The 18,758-nt window shown below is 46.1% G+C and carries 11 protein-coding genes and 1 CRISPR repeat array; of the genes, 8 read left to right on the forward strand and 3 right to left on the reverse strand.

Annotated elements, in window-relative coordinates; translation table 11 throughout:
* Window positions 1–73: 73 nt before the first annotated feature.
* Window positions 74–1,114, forward strand: a complete 1,041-nt coding sequence (gene obgE / locus QT974_RS13330; RefSeq protein WP_333468953.1) for a GTPase ObgE — start codon at window positions 74–76, stop codon at window positions 1,112–1,114.
* A 274-nt stretch (window positions 1,115–1,388) separates the two neighbouring features.
* Window positions 1,389–6,766: direct repeats of the CRISPR family, unit length 37 nt; unit sequence GCCGCAAAAACCCTAAATCCCTATCAGGGATTGAAAC.
* 279 nt (window positions 6,767–7,045) lie between these two features.
* On the opposite strand, the gene QT974_RS13335 is transcribed toward obgE, so the two are convergent.
* Window positions 7,046–8,344 (reverse strand): HEAT repeat domain-containing protein, encoded by a 1,299-nt coding sequence (locus QT974_RS13335; RefSeq protein WP_333468954.1) that lies wholly within the window; start codon window positions 8,342–8,344, stop codon window positions 7,046–7,048.
* Window positions 8,345–8,594: 250 nt separating this feature from the next.
* Here QT974_RS13335 and QT974_RS13340 point away from each other — a divergent pair, with 250 nt between their 5' ends.
* Both QT974_RS13340 and QT974_RS13345 read left to right on the forward strand, forming a co-directional pair.
* Window positions 8,595–8,693 (forward strand): helix-turn-helix domain-containing protein, encoded by a 99-nt coding sequence (locus QT974_RS13340; protein WP_333468955.1) that lies wholly within the window; start codon window positions 8,595–8,597, stop codon window positions 8,691–8,693.
* Window positions 8,659–9,795 carry an RNA-guided endonuclease InsQ/TnpB family protein gene (locus tag QT974_RS13345; protein WP_333468963.1) on the forward strand — a complete coding sequence of 379 codons (1,137 nt, stop codon included), beginning with the start codon at window positions 8,659–8,661 and terminating at the stop codon, window positions 9,793–9,795. Before QT974_RS13340 ends, QT974_RS13345 begins: the two co-directional genes overlap by 35 nt.
* Before the next feature lie 11 nt (window positions 9,796–9,806).
* Here the strand turns inward: QT974_RS13345 and QT974_RS13350 are convergent, their stop codons facing one another.
* Together QT974_RS13350 and QT974_RS13355 are read right to left on the reverse strand one after the other, a co-directional pair.
* Entirely contained in the window at window positions 9,807–10,367 is a 561-nt protein-coding gene (locus QT974_RS13350; RefSeq protein ID WP_333468956.1) for a CPBP family glutamic-type intramembrane protease, read from the reverse strand.
* 225 nt (window positions 10,368–10,592) lie between these two features.
* On the reverse strand, window positions 10,593–11,234 hold the full coding sequence (locus tag QT974_RS13355; protein WP_333468957.1) for a phosphoribosylanthranilate isomerase: 642 nt from the start codon (window positions 11,232–11,234) through the stop codon (window positions 10,593–10,595).
* 135 nt (window positions 11,235–11,369) lie between these two features.
* Here QT974_RS13355 and psaK point away from each other — a divergent pair, with 135 nt between their 5' ends.
* The 5 genes from psaK to QT974_RS13380 all read left to right on the forward strand — a co-directional run bounded on the left by psaK (window position 11,370) and on the right by QT974_RS13380 (window position 18,642).
* Complete coding sequence (psaK, locus tag QT974_RS13360; RefSeq protein ID WP_333468958.1) at window positions 11,370–11,654, forward strand: photosystem I reaction center subunit PsaK; 285 nt, start codon at window positions 11,370–11,372, stop codon at window positions 11,652–11,654.
* Between the two features lie 81 nt (window positions 11,655–11,735).
* Entirely contained in the window at window positions 11,736–12,932 is a 1,197-nt protein-coding gene (locus tag QT974_RS13365) for a site-2 protease family protein (RefSeq protein ID WP_333468959.1), read from the forward strand.
* A gap of 198 nt (window positions 12,933–13,130) precedes the next feature.
* Complete coding sequence (locus QT974_RS13370) at window positions 13,131–15,092, forward strand: CHASE2 domain-containing protein (RefSeq protein WP_333468960.1); 1,962 nt, start codon at window positions 13,131–13,133, stop codon at window positions 15,090–15,092.
* A gap of 38 nt (window positions 15,093–15,130) precedes the next feature.
* A complete protein-coding gene (locus QT974_RS13375; protein ID WP_333468961.1) occupies window positions 15,131–15,928 on the forward strand; it encodes a DUF928 domain-containing protein in 798 nt (265 codons plus the stop codon).
* Between the two features lie 11 nt (window positions 15,929–15,939).
* Window positions 15,940–18,642, forward strand: a complete 2,703-nt coding sequence (locus tag QT974_RS13380) for a CHAT domain-containing protein (RefSeq protein WP_333468962.1) — start codon at window positions 15,940–15,942, stop codon at window positions 18,640–18,642.
* Window positions 18,643–18,758: the final 116 nt, after the last annotated feature.

Raw genomic sequence — 18,758 nt, forward strand, 5'->3', positions numbered from 1 at the left:
TGACAACTGACAACTGACAACTGACAACTGACAACTGACAACTGACAACTGACAACTGACAACTGACTAAATTATGCAATTTATCGATCGCGCAGATGTTCAAGTCGCAGCCGGCAAAGGCGGCGACGGTATGGTAGCTTTTCGCAGAGAAAAGTATATACCGGCGGGCGGGCCAAGCGGTGGCACCGGCGGGCGGGGCGGTTCTGTGTTTATGGTGGCGGTGGAAAGCCTGCAAACGCTGCTAGATTTCCAGTACAACCGCATTTTTAAAGGCGAAAACGGCAAGAAGGGCGCCCCGAAGAATATGACTGGTGCTTCAGGAGCCGATCGCACGATCGAAGTTCCCTGCGGTACAGTAGTTTACGACGCGGAAACTCAGGCAATTTTAGCAGATTTGGTGACGCCCGGACAGACTTTTTGTGTTGCTAAAGGTGGCAAAGGCGGTTTAGGAAACAAGTGTTTTCTGACCAATTCTAACCGCGCTCCAGATTATGCGCTGCCGGGAAAAGAAGGAGAACATAAGTTTTTACGTTTGGAATTGAAGCTGTTAGCTGAAGTGGGAATTATTGGTTTGCCGAATGCGGGCAAATCGACCTTAATTTCTGCTTTGTCTGCCGCTCGTCCGAAGATTGCAGATTATCCGTTTACAACTTTAATCCCGAATTTGGGCGTAGTCAAAAAACCGACCGGCGACGGTACTGTTTTTGCTGATATTCCAGGATTAATTGCCGGGGCTCACGAAGGCGCGGGTTTGGGTTACGAGTTTTTGCGGCACATTGAACGGACTCGGTTGTTGCTGCATTTGGTAGATATTACCGATGAAGATCCGATCGCAGATTACATCACTATTCAGGAAGAATTGAAGGCTTACGGGCGGGGTTTGGGCGATCGGCCGCAGATTTTGGCTTTTAATAAGGTAGATGCGATCGATCTTGAGGATGAGGAAATCGGAAATGCGATCGCGCGATTGCAGGAAATCAGCGGTGCTCCGGTGTTGATGATTTCGGCTGTGAGTCGAGTTGGGTTGGATGAGTTGATGCACCAAGTTTGGCTGAAACTCGATGAGATGAATGAGGTTGAAGCGGAGGCGCTCTCAGCAGTGGGAGTTTTGTAGCCCGGTTCGGATTTATAGGGAATTTGCGGGAATCGGTAGGTGTTTTTTTTGAGCGGTAAATTTTTTCGGCTGTATTGCTTGCACAGCATGGGTTTGAGGTGATCGGCCGAAAAAAACGATTCGCGTAAACCCTGTAATGCTTGCTGTGATTGGTTTTGAGGGCTGTTAAAATTTTTGCCTCTTGACAAGCCGATGGCTGAAATGATAGTTTTGCGATCGACTCCCGCAACTGCACCTTGAAAACTAAATACCGTAAGCCTTTCAAACATGGGCGGCCGCAAAAACCCTAAATCCCTATCAGGGATTGAAACCTGGAATGATCGACCTGTTGCTCAAAAGTTGTTGGATGCCGCAAAAACCCTAAATCCCTATCAGGGATTGAAACCCGTCTTCCCTAGTATATTGGTAAAAGCATTTAGGCCGCAAAAACCCTAAATCCCTATCAGGGATTGAAACCTCACAAAGAGGTCGTAGATACTGCTTTAAAGTAGCCGCAAAAACCCTAAATCCCTATCAGGGATTGAAACCTGAGAATAGAATCACATTCATCAAAGAACAAGACGCACGCCGCAAAAACCCTAAATCCCTATCAGGGATTGAAACGGCACATTTGCCATCAGTTGAGAGTCGAGACAAGCCGCAAAAACCCTAAATCCCTATCAGGGATTGAAACTTGAACAGCATGGGCAGTGAGAAGCGGTTGGCTCCGCCGCAAAAACCCTAAATCCCTATCAGGGATTGAAACTCAACATTGCCGAAGATATTCGGGGCCCAAAAACCGCCGCAAAAACCCTAAATCCCTATCAGGGATTGAAACCATCAAGACTACACTGATAGACATTCAGCATTTGCCGCAAAAACCCTAAATCCCTATCAGGGATTGAAACTTAAGATTGGCATAGAGCACTAACCGATCCAAAGCCGCAAAAACCCTAAATCCCTATCAGGGATTGAAACACAAGGAAAAACAGCACCACGCGAATCGACAAAGTATTTAAGCCGCAAAAACCCTAAATCCCTATCAGGGATTGAAACTCTGCACTACCCGAATCGGAAGCAGAAAGGAATTCCGCCGCAAAAACCCTAAATCCCTATCAGGGATTGAAACCAAGTGGATGACCAATCACCTCAAAGACTACCGCGCCGCAAAAACCCTAAATCCCTATCAGGGATTGAAACTTTGGACTTCGACACCAAATTGCTCAATTCAGTCGCCGCAAAAACCCTAAATCCCTATCAGGGATTGAAACGCTGGATTAATTAGTACGCCCTTAACTTTGCAGAGCCGGCCGCAAAAACCCTAAATCCCTATCAGGGATTGAAACTAGAACTTTTCTGTAGAGGGCGCCGCCGCAATGTTGGGCCGCAAAAACCCTAAATCCCTATCAGGGATTGAAACGAAACTTTTTTTCTTGCCGGGGCCGCTAGCGGCGGAAGCCGCAAAAACCCTAAATCCCTATCAGGGATTGAAACATTAACGTTAGCCGCCGATTGCATCATCTTCGAGCCGCAAAAACCCTAAATCCCTATCAGGGATTGAAACGCAAGGAATTGAGCCTGCTACAGGCCTTTTCACTTGCGCCGCAAAAACCCTAAATCCCTATCAGGGATTGAAACAGACGAATTCAAGGTAAGCTGTTGACATGATTTGCCGCAAAAACCCTAAATCCCTATCAGGGATTGAAACTGAAGTAGTAGTTTGTTTGCTTGACCCTTTTAAGCCGCAAAAACCCTAAATCCCTATCAGGGATTGAAACGCATCAGACCCAATGTTACACCGCCAATTTTAATACGCCGCAAAAACCCTAAATCCCTATCAGGGATTGAAACCGAATACGAAGATGATTGGAACGATGACATTTCCGAAGCCGCAAAAACCCTAAATCCCTATCAGGGATTGAAACCTTTATCCGCCCGTTGCACATCCATCCCTGAAATTCCTGCCGCAAAAACCCTAAATCCCTATCAGGGATTGAAACGGTAGAGCAAGAACAATGCGACTATGACGGACAAGCCGCAAAAACCCTAAATCCCTATCAGGGATTGAAACAAACACTAAGGCATCGTCACCTTTGGTGTTGATAGTGCCGCAAAAACCCTAAATCCCTATCAGGGATTGAAACATTTGCTGATTCGTAAAACTGACGCGCTGATCGTTCGCGCCGCAAAAACCCTAAATCCCTATCAGGGATTGAAACGCTCTATTGGTCTTGGTTGCTTGCGTTTTTTGACTGGCCGCAAAAACCCTAAATCCCTATCAGGGATTGAAACCAGATTGGAACCAAGATGACAAATGGTTGAAGAGCCGCAAAAACCCTAAATCCCTATCAGGGATTGAAACCGGTATTCGCTAAACTTAATCATCAATTCCTCTCTGCCGCAAAAACCCTAAATCCCTATCAGGGATTGAAACAAGCACTTTGGCTTCTTTGGCTGCTGCATTGACGCCGCAAAAACCCTAAATCCCTATCAGGGATTGAAACTACGGCATTGACTACAGCGCCAAAGAGCAATATGCAAAGCCGCAAAAACCCTAAATCCCTATCAGGGATTGAAACCTTATCGCTCACTGCTGTATAAACACCAGCAGAACTTATGCCGCAAAAACCCTAAATCCCTATCAGGGATTGAAACTTATCCTCGCAGTGTCTTACAAAGACTCTATCGTCGGCCGCAAAAACCCTAAATCCCTATCAGGGATTGAAACTCGGTGGTGATACTCGCGGGGGCGGTAAAGTTGGGCCGCAAAAACCCTAAATCCCTATCAGGGATTGAAACCGCTTGTGATGTAAAAGTCTATTCGGACAAAGGTTCGCCGCAAAAACCCTAAATCCCTATCAGGGATTGAAACCGCATTTGGACTTGCTGATAGCATTTTTTTTGACGCCGCAAAAACCCTAAATCCCTATCAGGGATTGAAACGAATTACCAACGCTTTTTTAGCGCTCACTGGCGGGCAAGCAAGCCGCAAAAACCCTAAATCCCTATCAGGGATTGAAACCGCAACAGGAACGCCCAATAAAGGCGCTTTTGCGCCGCAAAAACCCTAAATCCCTATCAGGGATTGAAACTGGCCGCGGTCTGTGGGATGGAACGGTAACGTTGTTGCGCGCCGCAAAAACCCTAAATCCCTATCAGGGATTGAAACTTTTTGGGAACCTGGCCGCGGGGGAAGCACAGATTGAGCCGCAAAAACCCTAAATCCCTATCAGGGATTGAAACACTCCTGGTAACGCTGTTTTTAACGATAGGGCAATTGCCGCAAAAACCCTAAATCCCTATCAGGGATTGAAACGCAGCTAATCAACAAATTGAGCGCGCACATCATCGCCGCAAAAACCCTAAATCCCTATCAGGGATTGAAACAGTATTCCTTTAAATTTAGGACTTGCTGGATTTGCCGCAAAAACCCTAAATCCCTATCAGGGATTGAAACTTTATTAGCACAAACGGGCTAAATCTTGTCAATGTAAGCCGCAAAAACCCTAAATCCCTATCAGGGATTGAAACTTTATTTCTGCTTTGGGAGCAGGATGTCGCAGGTTCAAATGCCGCAAAAACCCTAAATCCCTATCAGGGATTGAAACGCCAACAGCCAACCTTTATGACCTAACACCCCAAAGGGCCGCAAAAACCCTAAATCCCTATCAGGGATTGAAACCTCACAAATCTCACGATTATATTCATCCTTTGAGCCGCAAAAACCCTAAATCCCTATCAGGGATTGAAACAAATCGGTGATTGGCAAATCTTTTGGAACTGGTTGGACGCCGCAAAAACCCTAAATCCCTATCAGGGATTGAAACTTGCCACCATGTACCTTGAGGGACGCTTTAACAGCCGCAAAAACCCTAAATCCCTATCAGGGATTGAAACCATCTATCCGACTTTCGAGAACAAACCACCAGCGCTTTGGCCGCAAAAACCCTAAATCCCTATCAGGGATTGAAACCTTGCCTCCAATTTTCCAAAGCCTAGAAGGGCAAGCAGGCCGCAAAAACCCTAAATCCCTATCAGGGATTGAAACGCGGGATTTTTTTGTAAAAATTGAACTCAATTAAGCCGCAAAAACCCTAAATCCCTATCAGGGATTGAAACTAGGCTTAGGAGTAATTGGTCTCGTGGAAGGTTTGGGCGGCAAAAACCCTAAATCCCTATCAGGGATTGAAACGTGGATGACAGCAGGATTTCCTGCACTTAAATGAGCCTTGCCGCAAAAACCCTAAATCCCTATCAGGGATTGAAACTTGTGCGTAATTCTAAATGGTTTTGCCCAGCAGAATAGCTGACTGCGCCGCAAAAACCCTAAATCCCTATCAGGGATTGAAACCACCTGAACCTACACTTCCCTGAGTACGCCAAACCACGTTGGCCGCAAAAACCCTAAATCCCTATCAGGGATTGAAACCAACAGCAGCCGCAGATATCGCACAATGCGTCACGCCGCAAAAACCCTAAATCCCTATCAGGGATTGAAACCGGCAAATCGGTCGCAAGAACACTTCTAGCCTTATGCCGCAAAAACCCTAAATCCCTATCAGGGATTGAAACTCTAAGCCCCTGGCGCTCAATTCCATGCTGATTAAGCCACAAAAACCCTAAATCCCTATCAGGGATTGAAACTCGCCAGAAGCCTATCGAATCGCTTTTGTGGTATCGCCGCAAAAACCCTAAATCCCTATCAGGGATTGAAACAGATTTTATGGGGGGCGCGTCCCATCAACGCGCGCCGCAAAAACCCTAAATCCCTATCAGGGATTGAAACTCAAAGCAGCGATATCCAAGTGCTTTGTATCCTGCCGCAAAAACCCTAAATCCCTATCAGGGATTGAAACTGCCAGTACCAACCACAGAGGTAATCAAAATCTTCCGGCCGCAAAAACCCTAAATCCCTATCAGGGATTGAAACTTTCACCGGGATTTTAGGACAAAATCATGACTAATCTAGCCGCAAAAACCCTAAATCCCTATCAGGGATTGAAACTTATCGGGAACAGCCGCAGCCACAAGCTCGACGGAATACGGGCCGCAAAAACCCTAAATCCCTATCAGGGATTGAAACTCCACCGACTTTGATTACCGGTGCCAATTGGGCCGCCGCAAAAACCCTAAATCCCTATCAGGGATTGAAACAAAGAAGCTGTACCGACTTTCCGGCAAATCATCGGGCCGCAAAAACCCTAAATCCCTATCAGGGATTGAAACCTTGGCCGCCCGGTCGCTACGCTCCGGCCGGTTGCGCTGCCGCAAAAACCCTAAATCCCTATCAGGGATTGAAACAGACACAGATTACAAGGTGATCGGCAAGAATCAAAAAAGCCGCAAAAACCCTAAATCCCTATCAGGGATTGAAACGAATTAGGCGTATCAAAATCTAGCTTAGTGGCAACAAGCCGCAAAAACCCTAAATCCCTATCAGGGATTGAAACCCGGGAAAACAACGAAGGAGCAAAAGCTCCGCTGCCCACAAAGCCGCAAAAACCCTAAATCCCTATCAGGGATTGAAACGCAAGCTTACTCAGAAACCAACTTGGAATCACGCCGCAAAAACCCTAAATCCCTATCAGGGATTGAAACCAAAGTATAAATCACAAAAACCAAAATCACAACAAAGAGCCGCAAAAACCCTAAATCCCTATCAGGGATTGAAACGCGCCATCGCAGTATTATTGCCAATTCTAAATTTTTAGGCCGCAAAAACCCTATTTCCCGATATAAGGCTTGAAACCGTTATCTATGTGAAGATTGACACAATCAAAAACAGCAACAACAACGCTAAACCCGATCGCAGATTGAAACCTCAATCAACACTTTGCTCGGTAGACCGATCGAAGTCGCAAAAACCCTCAAGCCCGATCGCAGATTGAAACATTCAGCATAAAAAATTAAGGACACAACAAGGTTGTGTCCCTACAGTGTGGCAATAACTGCTTAAGGCTTTGGCTTCTTCATATTGATAATTTTCGGCTTAACCGCGGGAGTTCGCGGATAAAACTTAAATTTATTCAGCGCAGCACTTGCCGACTTAGCCACACCGCTATACGTATCTCGCAAAGCTTTTTGCAACAGCGGAATTACTTTTTCTGACTTGATCGTTGCTAGCGCTTCCACAGCAGCTTCGCGCACTTCCGGCTGAGAATCTTCAGCTAATTTTCCCAGGGTTTCTATTGCTCGCTGACCTTCGGCTCTCTGAGCATTAGCTGCTGCAAATTTACCTAAAGCAGACGCTGCAAATTTTCGAGTTTCTGTGTCCTGACCTTGGACGGATCTCATCAACTCCGCCAGCGAATAATTTGGTACTTGTCTGAAAACTTGAGGCTGTTCTTCTACTTCGGATTTTTGCTGTAAATCAATTGCTTCTGGTTCGGAAAACTCTGTGTAATTTAAGTCTTGTTCAACTTCTGTTTGATTTAATTCGCTTGACTGTTCTTCCCAAACTGGTTGTTCTAAATCTTGTCCTAATTCTGTTTCGTGTAACTGAGATAACTGTTGCTCCGGGACTTCTTGTTGTTGTACATTACTCTCGTACTGCTGTTGCAACGACATGATAGTCAATTGCATCTGAGCTTCGTGAGCTTGCAACTGCTCTTGCGCTGCTTGCAACTGAATCTCGTATTGCTCTTGCAAAGCCTGCATGGTTAAGTGCATCTCAACTTCGCGGTTCTCGTATTGCTCGGCGGCTTGTCTCAAGCGAATTTCATGCTCGTTTTGCAGGTTTTGCAAATGTTGCTCCATCTGAGCTTGATAATTGTTGTGCAGTTCGTCCGCAACTGTGAGTAAATGACTTTCGTGTTCTGCTTGCAAAGCTTGCAGGGTTTCTTGCTGTCTAGCATTGTGAGCAGTCTCTAATTGCTCGCTGACTTGTCGGAGCTGGTTCTCGTGGGCGCCGGTAACTTGTTGGAGCTGAGTGTCGCGCTCGGCCCGAACTTGTTGGAGCTGATTTTCGTATTGAGCTGCAACTTGTTGGAGCTGATTTTCGTATTGAGCCGTCACTTGTCTGAGTAAATTTTCGTGTTCTACGGTAGCTTGAATGAGCCTGTCTTCCTGTTCTGGGGGCTGGGATTCGCCACTTTGCTGCATCCGAGATATCTGAGCTAGTTCTATATCCTGAGCTATTCTGCGAGTTTGTTGCAAGTGTTCTCGCTTTTGCTTGTCTAACCGCTTTTCTACCAACCAGTAAGCAACTGCTATCCCTGCCAAAAAACCTACGATCGCTCCTATAATACCCACGATTGAGTTCCTCCCGAGAATATAGTGATGCTGGACTTTTTACAATTTAACCATACAGCCGGGAAGTCCCGCGCTCTACCTGTACAATCCGTGAGCGTCGGGATAGAAGGCGAGCGAGTTGACGATTACAGCCGAGCCGCATAACGCGCAGCGTTTGAGGTTTGAGGCTGGATGAGAAAACGAGCTCGCCTTATTGACAACGGCAAAATCCTTGTGTTAATCTTTTACCAGAAACACCGATAGCCGATAAATGCCGAAAGCTTACAAGTTCCGAATCTATCCCAGCGCCCACCAGCAAGAGTATTTTGCTGGTGATGAGAGGTTGTTGTCGATGGTTTTGGAACTATAGTTTGAATAAGAGCCAAGCAACCTACAAGGAAACTGGTAAGGGATTGAGCAGATTGGCTATCCAAGGTATGCTACCAGCGCTCAAGAAGGAATACCCTTGGTTAAAAGATGGGGCATACTCACAAAGCTTGCAAGTAGTAGCACTGAATCTATCAACTGCTTACAAAAACTTCTTTGAGAAACGTGCTGGGTTTCCTAGTTTCAAATCCAAGCACAACAGGCAATCTGTTAGTTATCCCCAGAATGTGAAAATTCTGGAGGACACTATAAAATTTCCGATTATTGGTGAAGTCAAAGCTAAGATTCATCGCCAGTATGATGGCACGATCAAAACTGTAACGGTATCCCAAAATCGAGATGGTGCGTATTTTGCATCGGTACTTGTTGATGATAAAATTTGCCCTCCAGATGCTAATCTCGAAGGAAAAGCAATTGGCTTAGATGTTGGGCTAACTGATTTCTTGGTCACGTCTAACGGCTCTAAGTACAAGCATCCTAGAGCAACCGCTAAACATCGTAAAAATCTGAAGCGCAAGCAACAGAAGCTAAACCGAAAAGTCAAAGGCAGTAACCGACGGAATAAAGCCCGTTCGTTAGTAGCCAAGGTGAATTCTAAAATCAAAAGAGTGCGTGAGGATTTTCTGCACAAGCTATCCCGCAAGATAGTCAACGAAAACCAAGTAATTGTAGTAGAAGATCTAAATATCAAAGGAATGGTAAGAAACCATTGCCTAGCCAAAGCTATCTCTGATGCTGGCTGGGGAATGTTTGGAACAATGCTTAAGTATAAAGCCGAGGCAGAAGGCAAGGTCTATTTAGAGATTGACCGATTCTTTCCTAGCTCCAAAACTTGTAACCATTGCTTGTTCAAAGTTTCTGAAATGAATTTGAAAATACGCCAATGGAAATGTCCTAAGTGTGATTCTGTGAATGATAGAGATATCAACGCAGCGCTAAACATTAGAGACGAAGGCTTGCGGTTTTTGGCGTTGGGAATCAGCGCTACTGCCAGTGGACGCAATGTAAGTCAACCCGGAAGAATCTCGGTTCTATCGGATGCTGTTGCGGTCGAAGCTGGAAGCCCACTCTCTACCGCAAGGTGAGAGTTGGTAATTCACCCATATAGCCTCCTATAACCGCCCAAGAGCAGCAGCCAAGCTGTCACTCCCAGCCAGTGAATCACCACCGCAGGCCAGATAGAACCGATGAGCAGGTATGCGATGGAGCACGCAACTCCCAAAACAGCAGCCAGCAGCAAAAACACCGGATTCATAAAGGTCGATCGACCAACTGGATAAAAAGTCAGCGCGTTCAGCGGGTGGTAAACTACAAACAGCACCAAACTCAAGCATCCCCAAAACCACAGCATTAACCCAGAAGCATTCTCGAAAGCGTGCGGGAGCATTAACACGCGGAAAAAAACTTCCTCAGTCAGCCCCGGACTTAACAAACAGCTTACGAGCACTCCCGCAATTATCGGCCCGGAGGTTTGCACGTCTACTTTGAGAAATCCCGACCAAAAACCGATGGGAAGTGCGATCGCGCTATAAACTAGCACCAGCAGAGCTACAACCAGCCAATCGGTGAAATCGGGAATAGTTGAAAAAGCGTGGGTGAGGCGGCGTGCTAGCAAGTCGAAGGGCAGAAGCGAGAATAAAGAGAGAAAAGGAAGCATTTCAGTTTTGCTTTTATAGTGCGAGCGTCCCCGCTGGCTTGGTTCTATCAAACAAGCGAGCGGGGACGCTCGCACTCAAACACAAAAAATGCTTTTTACAACAACGAGATACTATAGCCTTTCTCAAAGAGATGAGGTATGACTGACAGCTTCTATAACCATTAAACGTATTGGGTCTAAGCCCAACTACGTCCGCGAATATGAGAGATCGATCCGCTATACCGTTTATTTTAAAGCTTTTAATCGATCGAATAACTGAGCAACTTTGCTCAAATCTTTATCTCCCGGTGCTATTTCTACGCCGCTCGAAAGGTCAACACCGCTGAAGTTTTTGCCCTGGGCGCGATCGATCGCACTTAAAACATTTTCCGGCGTCAAACCGCCCGCCAGCAGCCAAGGACACGGCGGTTTAAACTCTGCTAACATCGTCCAGTCGATCGTCAGCCCAGTACCGCCAAGCTGATCCCGATGGTAGGCATCTAACAGTAAAGTATCGACACGAAGGGCGTAAATAGCAGCGGTGGCTAAAGTTTCAGGGCTCTTAACTCTCAGGGCTTTGATAATTTCAATTCCCGGCAAAAACTCGCGCAGCCGATCGCAATATTCCGCTGTTTCATCTCCGTGCAACTGCACTCCGCTTAAATTTGACTCGGCCGTTACTTGACAGATATTTTCTATTGTGGTATTGGCAAAAACGCCGATGCGATCGACATTTTCCGGCAACTGTTCGACAATTAGGCGAATGGTTTGCGGGCTAACATAGCGCTTTGAAGCCGGCACGCAGATAAACCCCAAAGCCTGAGCTCCCAAAGCGGAGATCGCCATTCCTTGGTCTAATTTGGTAATTCCGCAAATTTTAACCCGCACTCTTGCTCCTCCCGAAGTGGGTTTGTATCAAAATATCAACGAATTGTTAACTATTAAAACAAATCTTAGTTTAATGCAAAATGCTTTTTATAATCTTGTAACTCAATTAATCTGTGAAATTAGGAGCATAAAAACATGATTAACTCATCTTTGCTGTTGGCCGTACAAGCTACCACTCCCTCAACGCCCGAGTGGTCGCCACTGGTAGGACTGACCATGATTTTATGCAATTTCCTGGCGCTGGCGATCGGCTACTACGGCATCAGCAAGCAAAACCGAGGCAAAGGCCCAGCTTTACCCGTTGCAGTCCCTGGAATGTTCAAAGGCTTCGGCATCCCAGAACTCTTGGCCACAGCCAGCTTCGGCCACTTGCTGGGGGCTGGAGTCATCTTGGGCTTGGGTAATGCCGGAGTTCTGTAGAAATCAGGAATCGGGGAAAGGCAAGAGTTATAAAAGATATAATAGAAACTCTTTCTTGCTCTCCTTTCCCAGGAAATTTTCATGCAGACAGGTTGGCGAATCGGCTCTTTATTTGGCATCCCGCTACTGATAGATTATTCGTGGTTTATAATTTTGGCCCTAGCAACCCGCGAATACGCCAGCAGTTATCGTCTGTGGGGGCCTGCGCTCTCCTGGAGTGCCGGATTTGCCATAGCTTTGCTGCTGTTTGCTTCAGTGCTATTGCACGAACTAGGTCACAGCTTGGCTGCAATATCCCAAGGAATTAAAGTTAATTCTATTACTCTATTCTTATTTGGTGGAGTTGCATCGATCGACTCAGAATCAAAAACTCCCGGTCAAGCTTTTCAAGTAGCAATTGCCGGCCCTCTCGTCAGCTTCGCACTCTTTTTAATCCTCGGTTTGGGTTCTCAAGTTTTACCCCAGAACAGTTTGCAAGCCCTAATTGCCGAAAGGATAGCATTAATCAATCTCGTTTTAGGATTGTTTAACTTAATTCCCGGCCTGCCTTTGGACGGAGGACAAGTTTTAAAAGCAGCTATTTGGAAAATTACCGGCTCTCGATTTACCGGGGTGCGCTGGGCGGCAAAAACAGGACAAGTTTTGGGTTGGTTGGCCGTTGCTTTTGGTGTGAGTGTATGTTTGTTAGCGCGGGCGTACGGCGGTTTGTGGATTGCGCTGATCGGCTTGTTTGCAATTCGCAATGCTAGGGCGTACAGTCGCTTTACCTGCTTGCAAGAAGCACTGCTCAAAACAAAAGCCGGCGATGCGATGAGCCGCGAGTTTCGAGTTGTCGATGCAGATTTGAGTCTGCGAGAATTTGCCGATCGCTACTTGTTAGAAGTTAACCCATTTCCATTTTACATTGCTTCCTCCAACGGGCGGGATTTGGGTATAGTGTCGATCGACGATATTCGGTGTACCGAGCGCAGTCAGTGGCAAATTCAGACGTTGCACAACATTTTGCAACCCTTGGCAAAAATCCCTACAGTCTCAGAAAAAGCGTCTATCGCACAAGTGATTAACAGCATGGACGCCCGCCAACTCCCGCGAATCATCGTTCTCTCGCCCATTGGTGCAGTGGTAGGGACGATCGATCGCGGCGACGTGGTGAAAGTGTTGGCAAAATATCTCACACCCAAGATTTCTGAAGCTGACATCAAGCGCAGCAAAGAAGAAAACAGCTATCCCCAAGGATTGGACTTAGCGGCGATCGCCAAAACAGCACAGGACAATTAAAAATTGCACATCCTCATCCGGATTAGTGACAAGTTCAGATTTAGCACATGGGAGCATCTCACCAGATTGTAACAAGCGTTTTTTTGTAGTGCGATATTGCCAGCGATCGCACGAGCTTATACAAGACTTGCCAACTATTCAAGAGTTCGCACTACAAAAGCCAGCCCACAGAAATCAAGGAAGATTCAAACAAGAATTATGCCCAATTTTTTTAAGCATTCTTATCATAAATTGGGGTTCAAACGTTGGAGTTGGAAAAACTTAACTTATTCCTTCCCCTTCGCTGACTTGCAACCTCTGGTAATTACCTGGCTGGTAGTGACAGGAAGTCTCTTGGGAGTCCGACATTTAGGCTGGTTGCAGCCATTGGAATTAAAGGCTTTTGACTTGATGGTGCAGTTGCGCCCCGATCCGGGTGCTGACCCGAGGTTGCTGGTAGTCACCATCACCGAACAAGACATTCACACTTTTAAGAAATGGCCGCTTTCCGATCGCATTATAGCTCGGGCGATCGCCTCCATAGCGCGTCTGGAACCCGTCGCTATTGGCCTGGATATCACTCGCGATATTCCCTACGAACCGGGAAATGCAGAATTAGCGGCTCTTTTGAAAAACCCCAAAGTCATCCCGATTACGTTCATCGGTGACTCTGAACGCGAGCGAGCTGCTCCACCTCCCAACATACCAAAAAAACGGATAGGATTTAGCGATTTATTCCTCGATCCAGATGGCACAGTTCGCCGACAGATGATATTTATTACCGATGGAAAATCGAGTCATACCTCCTTTGCGATGCGGCTAGCTTTTAAATATTTTCAGACTCAAAATATTCAGGAAAAATTTACAGAAAATCAAGAAATATATTTCGGAAAAACTCTTTTTCCAGTTTTGCAATCCAACTCAGGAGGTTATCAGAAAATTAACGATGTCGGCTACCAAATCCTGCTCAATTACCGCTCTCCTAAAAATGTTGCAAAAACCGTGACACTAACTGAAGTTTTGCAGGGCAAACTTGACCCCAAATTGGTCAAGGGTAAAATAGTAATGATCGGGGTTGCAGCCAAAACTGTCAGAGATATTTTTTCTACTCCTTACAGTGCTACTTCTGGCGATCGCCATCTCATGCCAGGGGTACTGGTTCACGCAACCGCAACTAGCCAGATTCTCAGCGCAGTTTTAGACGGCAAAAAGCTATTTTGGTTTTGGGATGAATGGCAAGAAATCCTTTGGATCGCTGTTTGGGGAGCAGCGGGCGGCTGTTTGGCTTGGCGGTTAGAAAATACGGTCAGTTTTGTTGCTAGCGCGATCGCCCTGGGCGGCATATTGTGGGGATTCACATTTTTTATGTTCGCCGAACAAGGGTGGATATCACTAATAGCCCCGACTCTGGCATTTGTAACTGTCCCAGCAGCGATCGTCACATACAAGTACCAACAGTCAAAGCAGCAGCAAGAAATTGTCATGAAACTGTTAGGACAGCAAACTTCACCTGCGATCGCCAATGCTTTGTGGAAAGAGCGCGTCCATCTCCTGCAATCGGGGATCTTGCCTGGTCAAAGACTGACTGCTACAATGATCCTGACTGACTTGCAGGGTTTTAGTACGATTTCCGAACAACTGCCCCCAGAAGTAGTAATGCCTTGGTTAAACGAATACTTATCAGCAATGGCCCAGGAAGTCCAACAATATCAAGGCGTGATTAATAAATTTACCGGAGATGGAATGCTGGCAGTATTTGGCGTACCAATTCCCCGCACAACTACCGAAGAAATTGCCGAAGATGCTAGGCTTGCAGTGTCTTGCGCTCTAGCGATAAGTTCGCGCTTGCCAATCATGAATCAAAATTGGCTCGCTCGCGGTTTACCCCAGGCAAAAATGCGAGTAGGAATTTTTACTGGCCCGATCATGGTGGGAAGTTTGGGCGGTAAAACTCGTTTAGAATATGGAGTAATCGGCGATAGTGTCAATATCGCTTCTCGGCTCGAAAGCTGTGAAAAAGATCGGCAAGAAGATATCTGCCGGATCTTGATTGCCGAAGAAACTTTAGTGCATCTTCAAGGAAAATTTGCAGTAGAATCTTGGGGAGCTTTACCCTTAAAAGGCAGGCAGCAAAAAGTTAATGTCTACCGCGTCTTGGGAGGAGAAATATCGAAACAGTAAAACTACATAACAAAAATTTAAAAAAGCAGGAAACTCCGATGGGAAACATGACTAATTTTAAGCTAAAAACGATCGCCTTTGGTGCCGTATTGTTGATGGGAGGATTTAACGTTTGCCAATTTGCAGCTCTGGGACAGGATCTGCCCGCGGGCTGGGGGCGCACGGGCAAGCCTTCGAGTCAACCAGGAGGGCCGCGCTTCGCTGAGCCTGCTCAGGATATCGATCGACCGCCCAATCGAGATCCCAGACCAACCCGCGGCGGCTGTCAGAGCAATCAGCAGCAGCTAAGTTTCACAGCATTAGTCCCTAGCAATAAAACCGGACGCACTGTTTCGGACTATCCAACATTCTTTTTCTACTTGCCTCCAACAGAGGCCGAATCGGCCGAATTTACCCTACTAGATCCCAGCGGCAAGCAGATTTATCAACAGACTCTCACAATTAAAAATGTATCAGGGGTGATCGGCGTTAGTATCCCTGCTAATAGCAATGTGCCTCCCTTGGTAGCAGGCAAAAAATACACTTGGAATTTTACATTGATTTGCAACCCAGCAGACAGAGCTGGCGATTTGTTCTCAATCGGTACAGTGGAGCGAGTTGAGATCAGTGCAGATATCCGCAGTCAATTAGAGCAGGCAGATGCGCGCGAGAAAATCTTTATTTATGCTAAAAATGGGATTTGGCTAGATGCCCTGAGCAATCTAGCTGCCGCTCGCCGCACTTTCCCGACGAATGAAGGCATCCAAGCAGATTGGGAAAGCTTGCTCGGTTCAGTGAAATTGAGCGAGATTGCCACATCGCCGATCGTCCAAATTGAAACTGAGCCAAAACCGTAGATTAGTTGAAGATGAAACGCAGTCATTTCTTACAATTTTGTGCTTCTACTCTGGCAACTTTGGGTTTGGGCGAGTTGGAGGATCTCGCCAAAATCGATCGTCATACCCGTGTTTTCGCCCAAACTGAATTTGGTAATTTATTACCCGGCTCAGATTCAGGGGCGCAGCTACTAGCTCAAACTTCTAGCCAACAGCAAGCACTAACCATTTATCAGCCGATCCAGAATATTGAGTGGGAGGGAATGTTTGTCTCTCCCCAAGGTATCGCTTATTTTGCGATCGGCGCAGTATCGCCCGATGCGGTGTCAAACCATGATGGCGAGGTGGAATTTGCGAGGATTCAGGGCGATCGGCAAAAAGAAGCGCTGGCACTTTTCAAGTTAGGCTTAGCCAATCATGCGATCGGCGGTTTCTTTGACAAAGCCATTGACTACTACAAGCAAAGTTTAGTCATTGCCAAAGAAATCAGAGATAACGAGCTCGAAGTCATCCTGCTAGGAAATATCGGACTTGCCTACCTGCAAAATGGCTATGCTTACATCGATCCCTTTGAGTATTTAGAGCAATATCTAGCACATACTTGGCACAAAGCCTACTACTACAACGGAGGAGACCCGCGCTGGGGAGGAGTAGCAATGGGGAATCTGGGCAATGCTTATTATAGTGCAGACTTGTACGCTAAAGCAATTGAATACCATCAGAAACGTTTAGCACTATGTCTAGAAATCAAAGACCGTCGAGGCGAAGCTAAAGCACTAGGAGATTTAGGCATTGTTTATCATGCCTTAGGTCAAAACAACAAAGCCATTGAATATCAGCAAAAACGTTTAGCTATCGCCCGGGAAATCAAAGACACCTTGGGAGAAGCACAAGCAATCTCCAATCTCGGCATAGTTTACCATACCCAAGGAAACCATACTAAAGCCATTGAATACCAACAACAATATTTAGTCCTAGCCCAAGCAATTAAAAACCCACTTTGGGAAGAACAAGCTTTGGCAAATTTAGGAGGTGCTTACTATTTCTTAGGCGATTATACCAAAGCAATTGAGTTATATGAAAAAAGTTTAGCGATTGCTTGGAAAATTCGCGAGTCTCAAATAGCCAACAAGGTGCGTGCCAATTTGGGACTGGTATATTTTCAGATGAACAACTATCAGAAATCAATTGAATTATACAATCAGTTTTTGACCAGCACGTTTACTAGCAAAAACCGCCGAGAGCAAGCCATCGTTAGGAACAATATGGCAGTGGTGCAAATCAACAAAGGCGATTTAGGGGGAGCCACGGAAAACTTATTAAAAGGCATCCAGGTTTTAGAATCTCTGAGAGGAAGATTAGGCAGTAATGATGCCTATAAGATTGCAATTTTTGAAACTCAGACTTTTCCTTATATCAACTTGCAAAAAGTCTTGATTGCTGGTAACAAACCTGATGCAGCCCTGGAAATTTCGGAAAGAGGGAGAGCGCGGGCGTTGGTGGAGTTACTAGAAAAGCGGCTATCCCTGAAGCAAACACCAGTTACTACCATGACTGCGCCGAATATCCAGCAAATTAAACAAATTGCTAAAACTCAAAATGCTACTGTAGTTCAATATTCGATTATTTACAACGATTTTAAACTAAAAGGTAGAGAAAAAAGTCAGGAATCCGATCTGTATATTTGGGCGATCGAGCCTAATGGTAAAGTCACGTTTCGATTGGTCAACCTGAAATCTCTGGGGTCAGAGCAGCAGTTTTCTTTAGCATCGTATATTACCGCTACCCGCGCATATATGGGTGCCAGAGGTGGCGGCAGCACGGCAGCAGGGCGCAGCGAGGAAACTATAGAAACCACAAGATTAAAACAACTCTATCAAATCCTGATTCAACCAATTGCTGATTTGCTACCAAATGACCCGAAGCAGCGGGTGATATTCATCCCTCAAAAAGCTCTGTTTCTAGTTCCTTTCCCAGCGCTGATGGACGCGGCTGGTAAATATTTAATTGAAAAACACACGATTTTAACAGCACCGGCTATTCAGGTACTACAGCTAACCAATCAGCAGCGCAAACAAGTGTCAGGAGACAAGGTTTTAGTGGTAGGAAATCCCACTATGCCGAGCATTGTTTTTGATGTTGGCGAAAAACCCGAGCAGTTACAAGCGCTTCCCGGTGCTCAAAAAGAAGCTTTAGCTATTGCGAAACTGCTGAAAACTAAAGCAATCACCGGCAACGAAGCTACGAAAAGGGCGATCGTCCAACAAATGCTCAAATCTAGGATAATTCATCTGGCGACACATGGGTTGCTCAACGATTTTAACGGATCGGGAGTACCGGGGGCGATCGCCCTTGCTCCAGATCCGGCATCTTCTAGCAAGGAGCAACAGTCAGGGATTAACGGTTTACTAACTGCCGATGAAATCTTAGACTTGAGACTGAATGCGGAATTAGTGGTTTTGAGTGCTTGCGATACAGGTAGGGGGACGATTACAGGCGATGGCGTAATTGGGTTATCGCGATCGCTGATTACGGCGGGTGCATCCAGCGTAATTGTGTCCCTCTGGCCAGTGCCAGATGCACCTACAGCATCCTTGATGAGCGAATTTTATCAAAATCTTCAAAATAACCCCGACAAAGCTCAGGCGCTGCGTCAAGCCATGCTGGCTACGATCGCACAATATCCCGAACCGAAAAACTGGGCAGCATTTACTTTGATTGGGGAAGCGAATTAAGCTCTACTGCATCTAGATTTAACTTTTCGGGCGCTGCTCAAAGCAATGGCCCTGGTAGTTTAACAAATCTCAAATGGTAGAATCAGCAAAATTGGCGATCGCCCCGATCGTTTATC

It is taken from the genome of Microcoleus sp. BM001215392, assembly GCF_036700185.1.
Taxonomy (GTDB): Bacteria; Cyanobacteriota; Cyanobacteriia; order Cyanobacteriales; family Microcoleaceae; genus Microcoleus.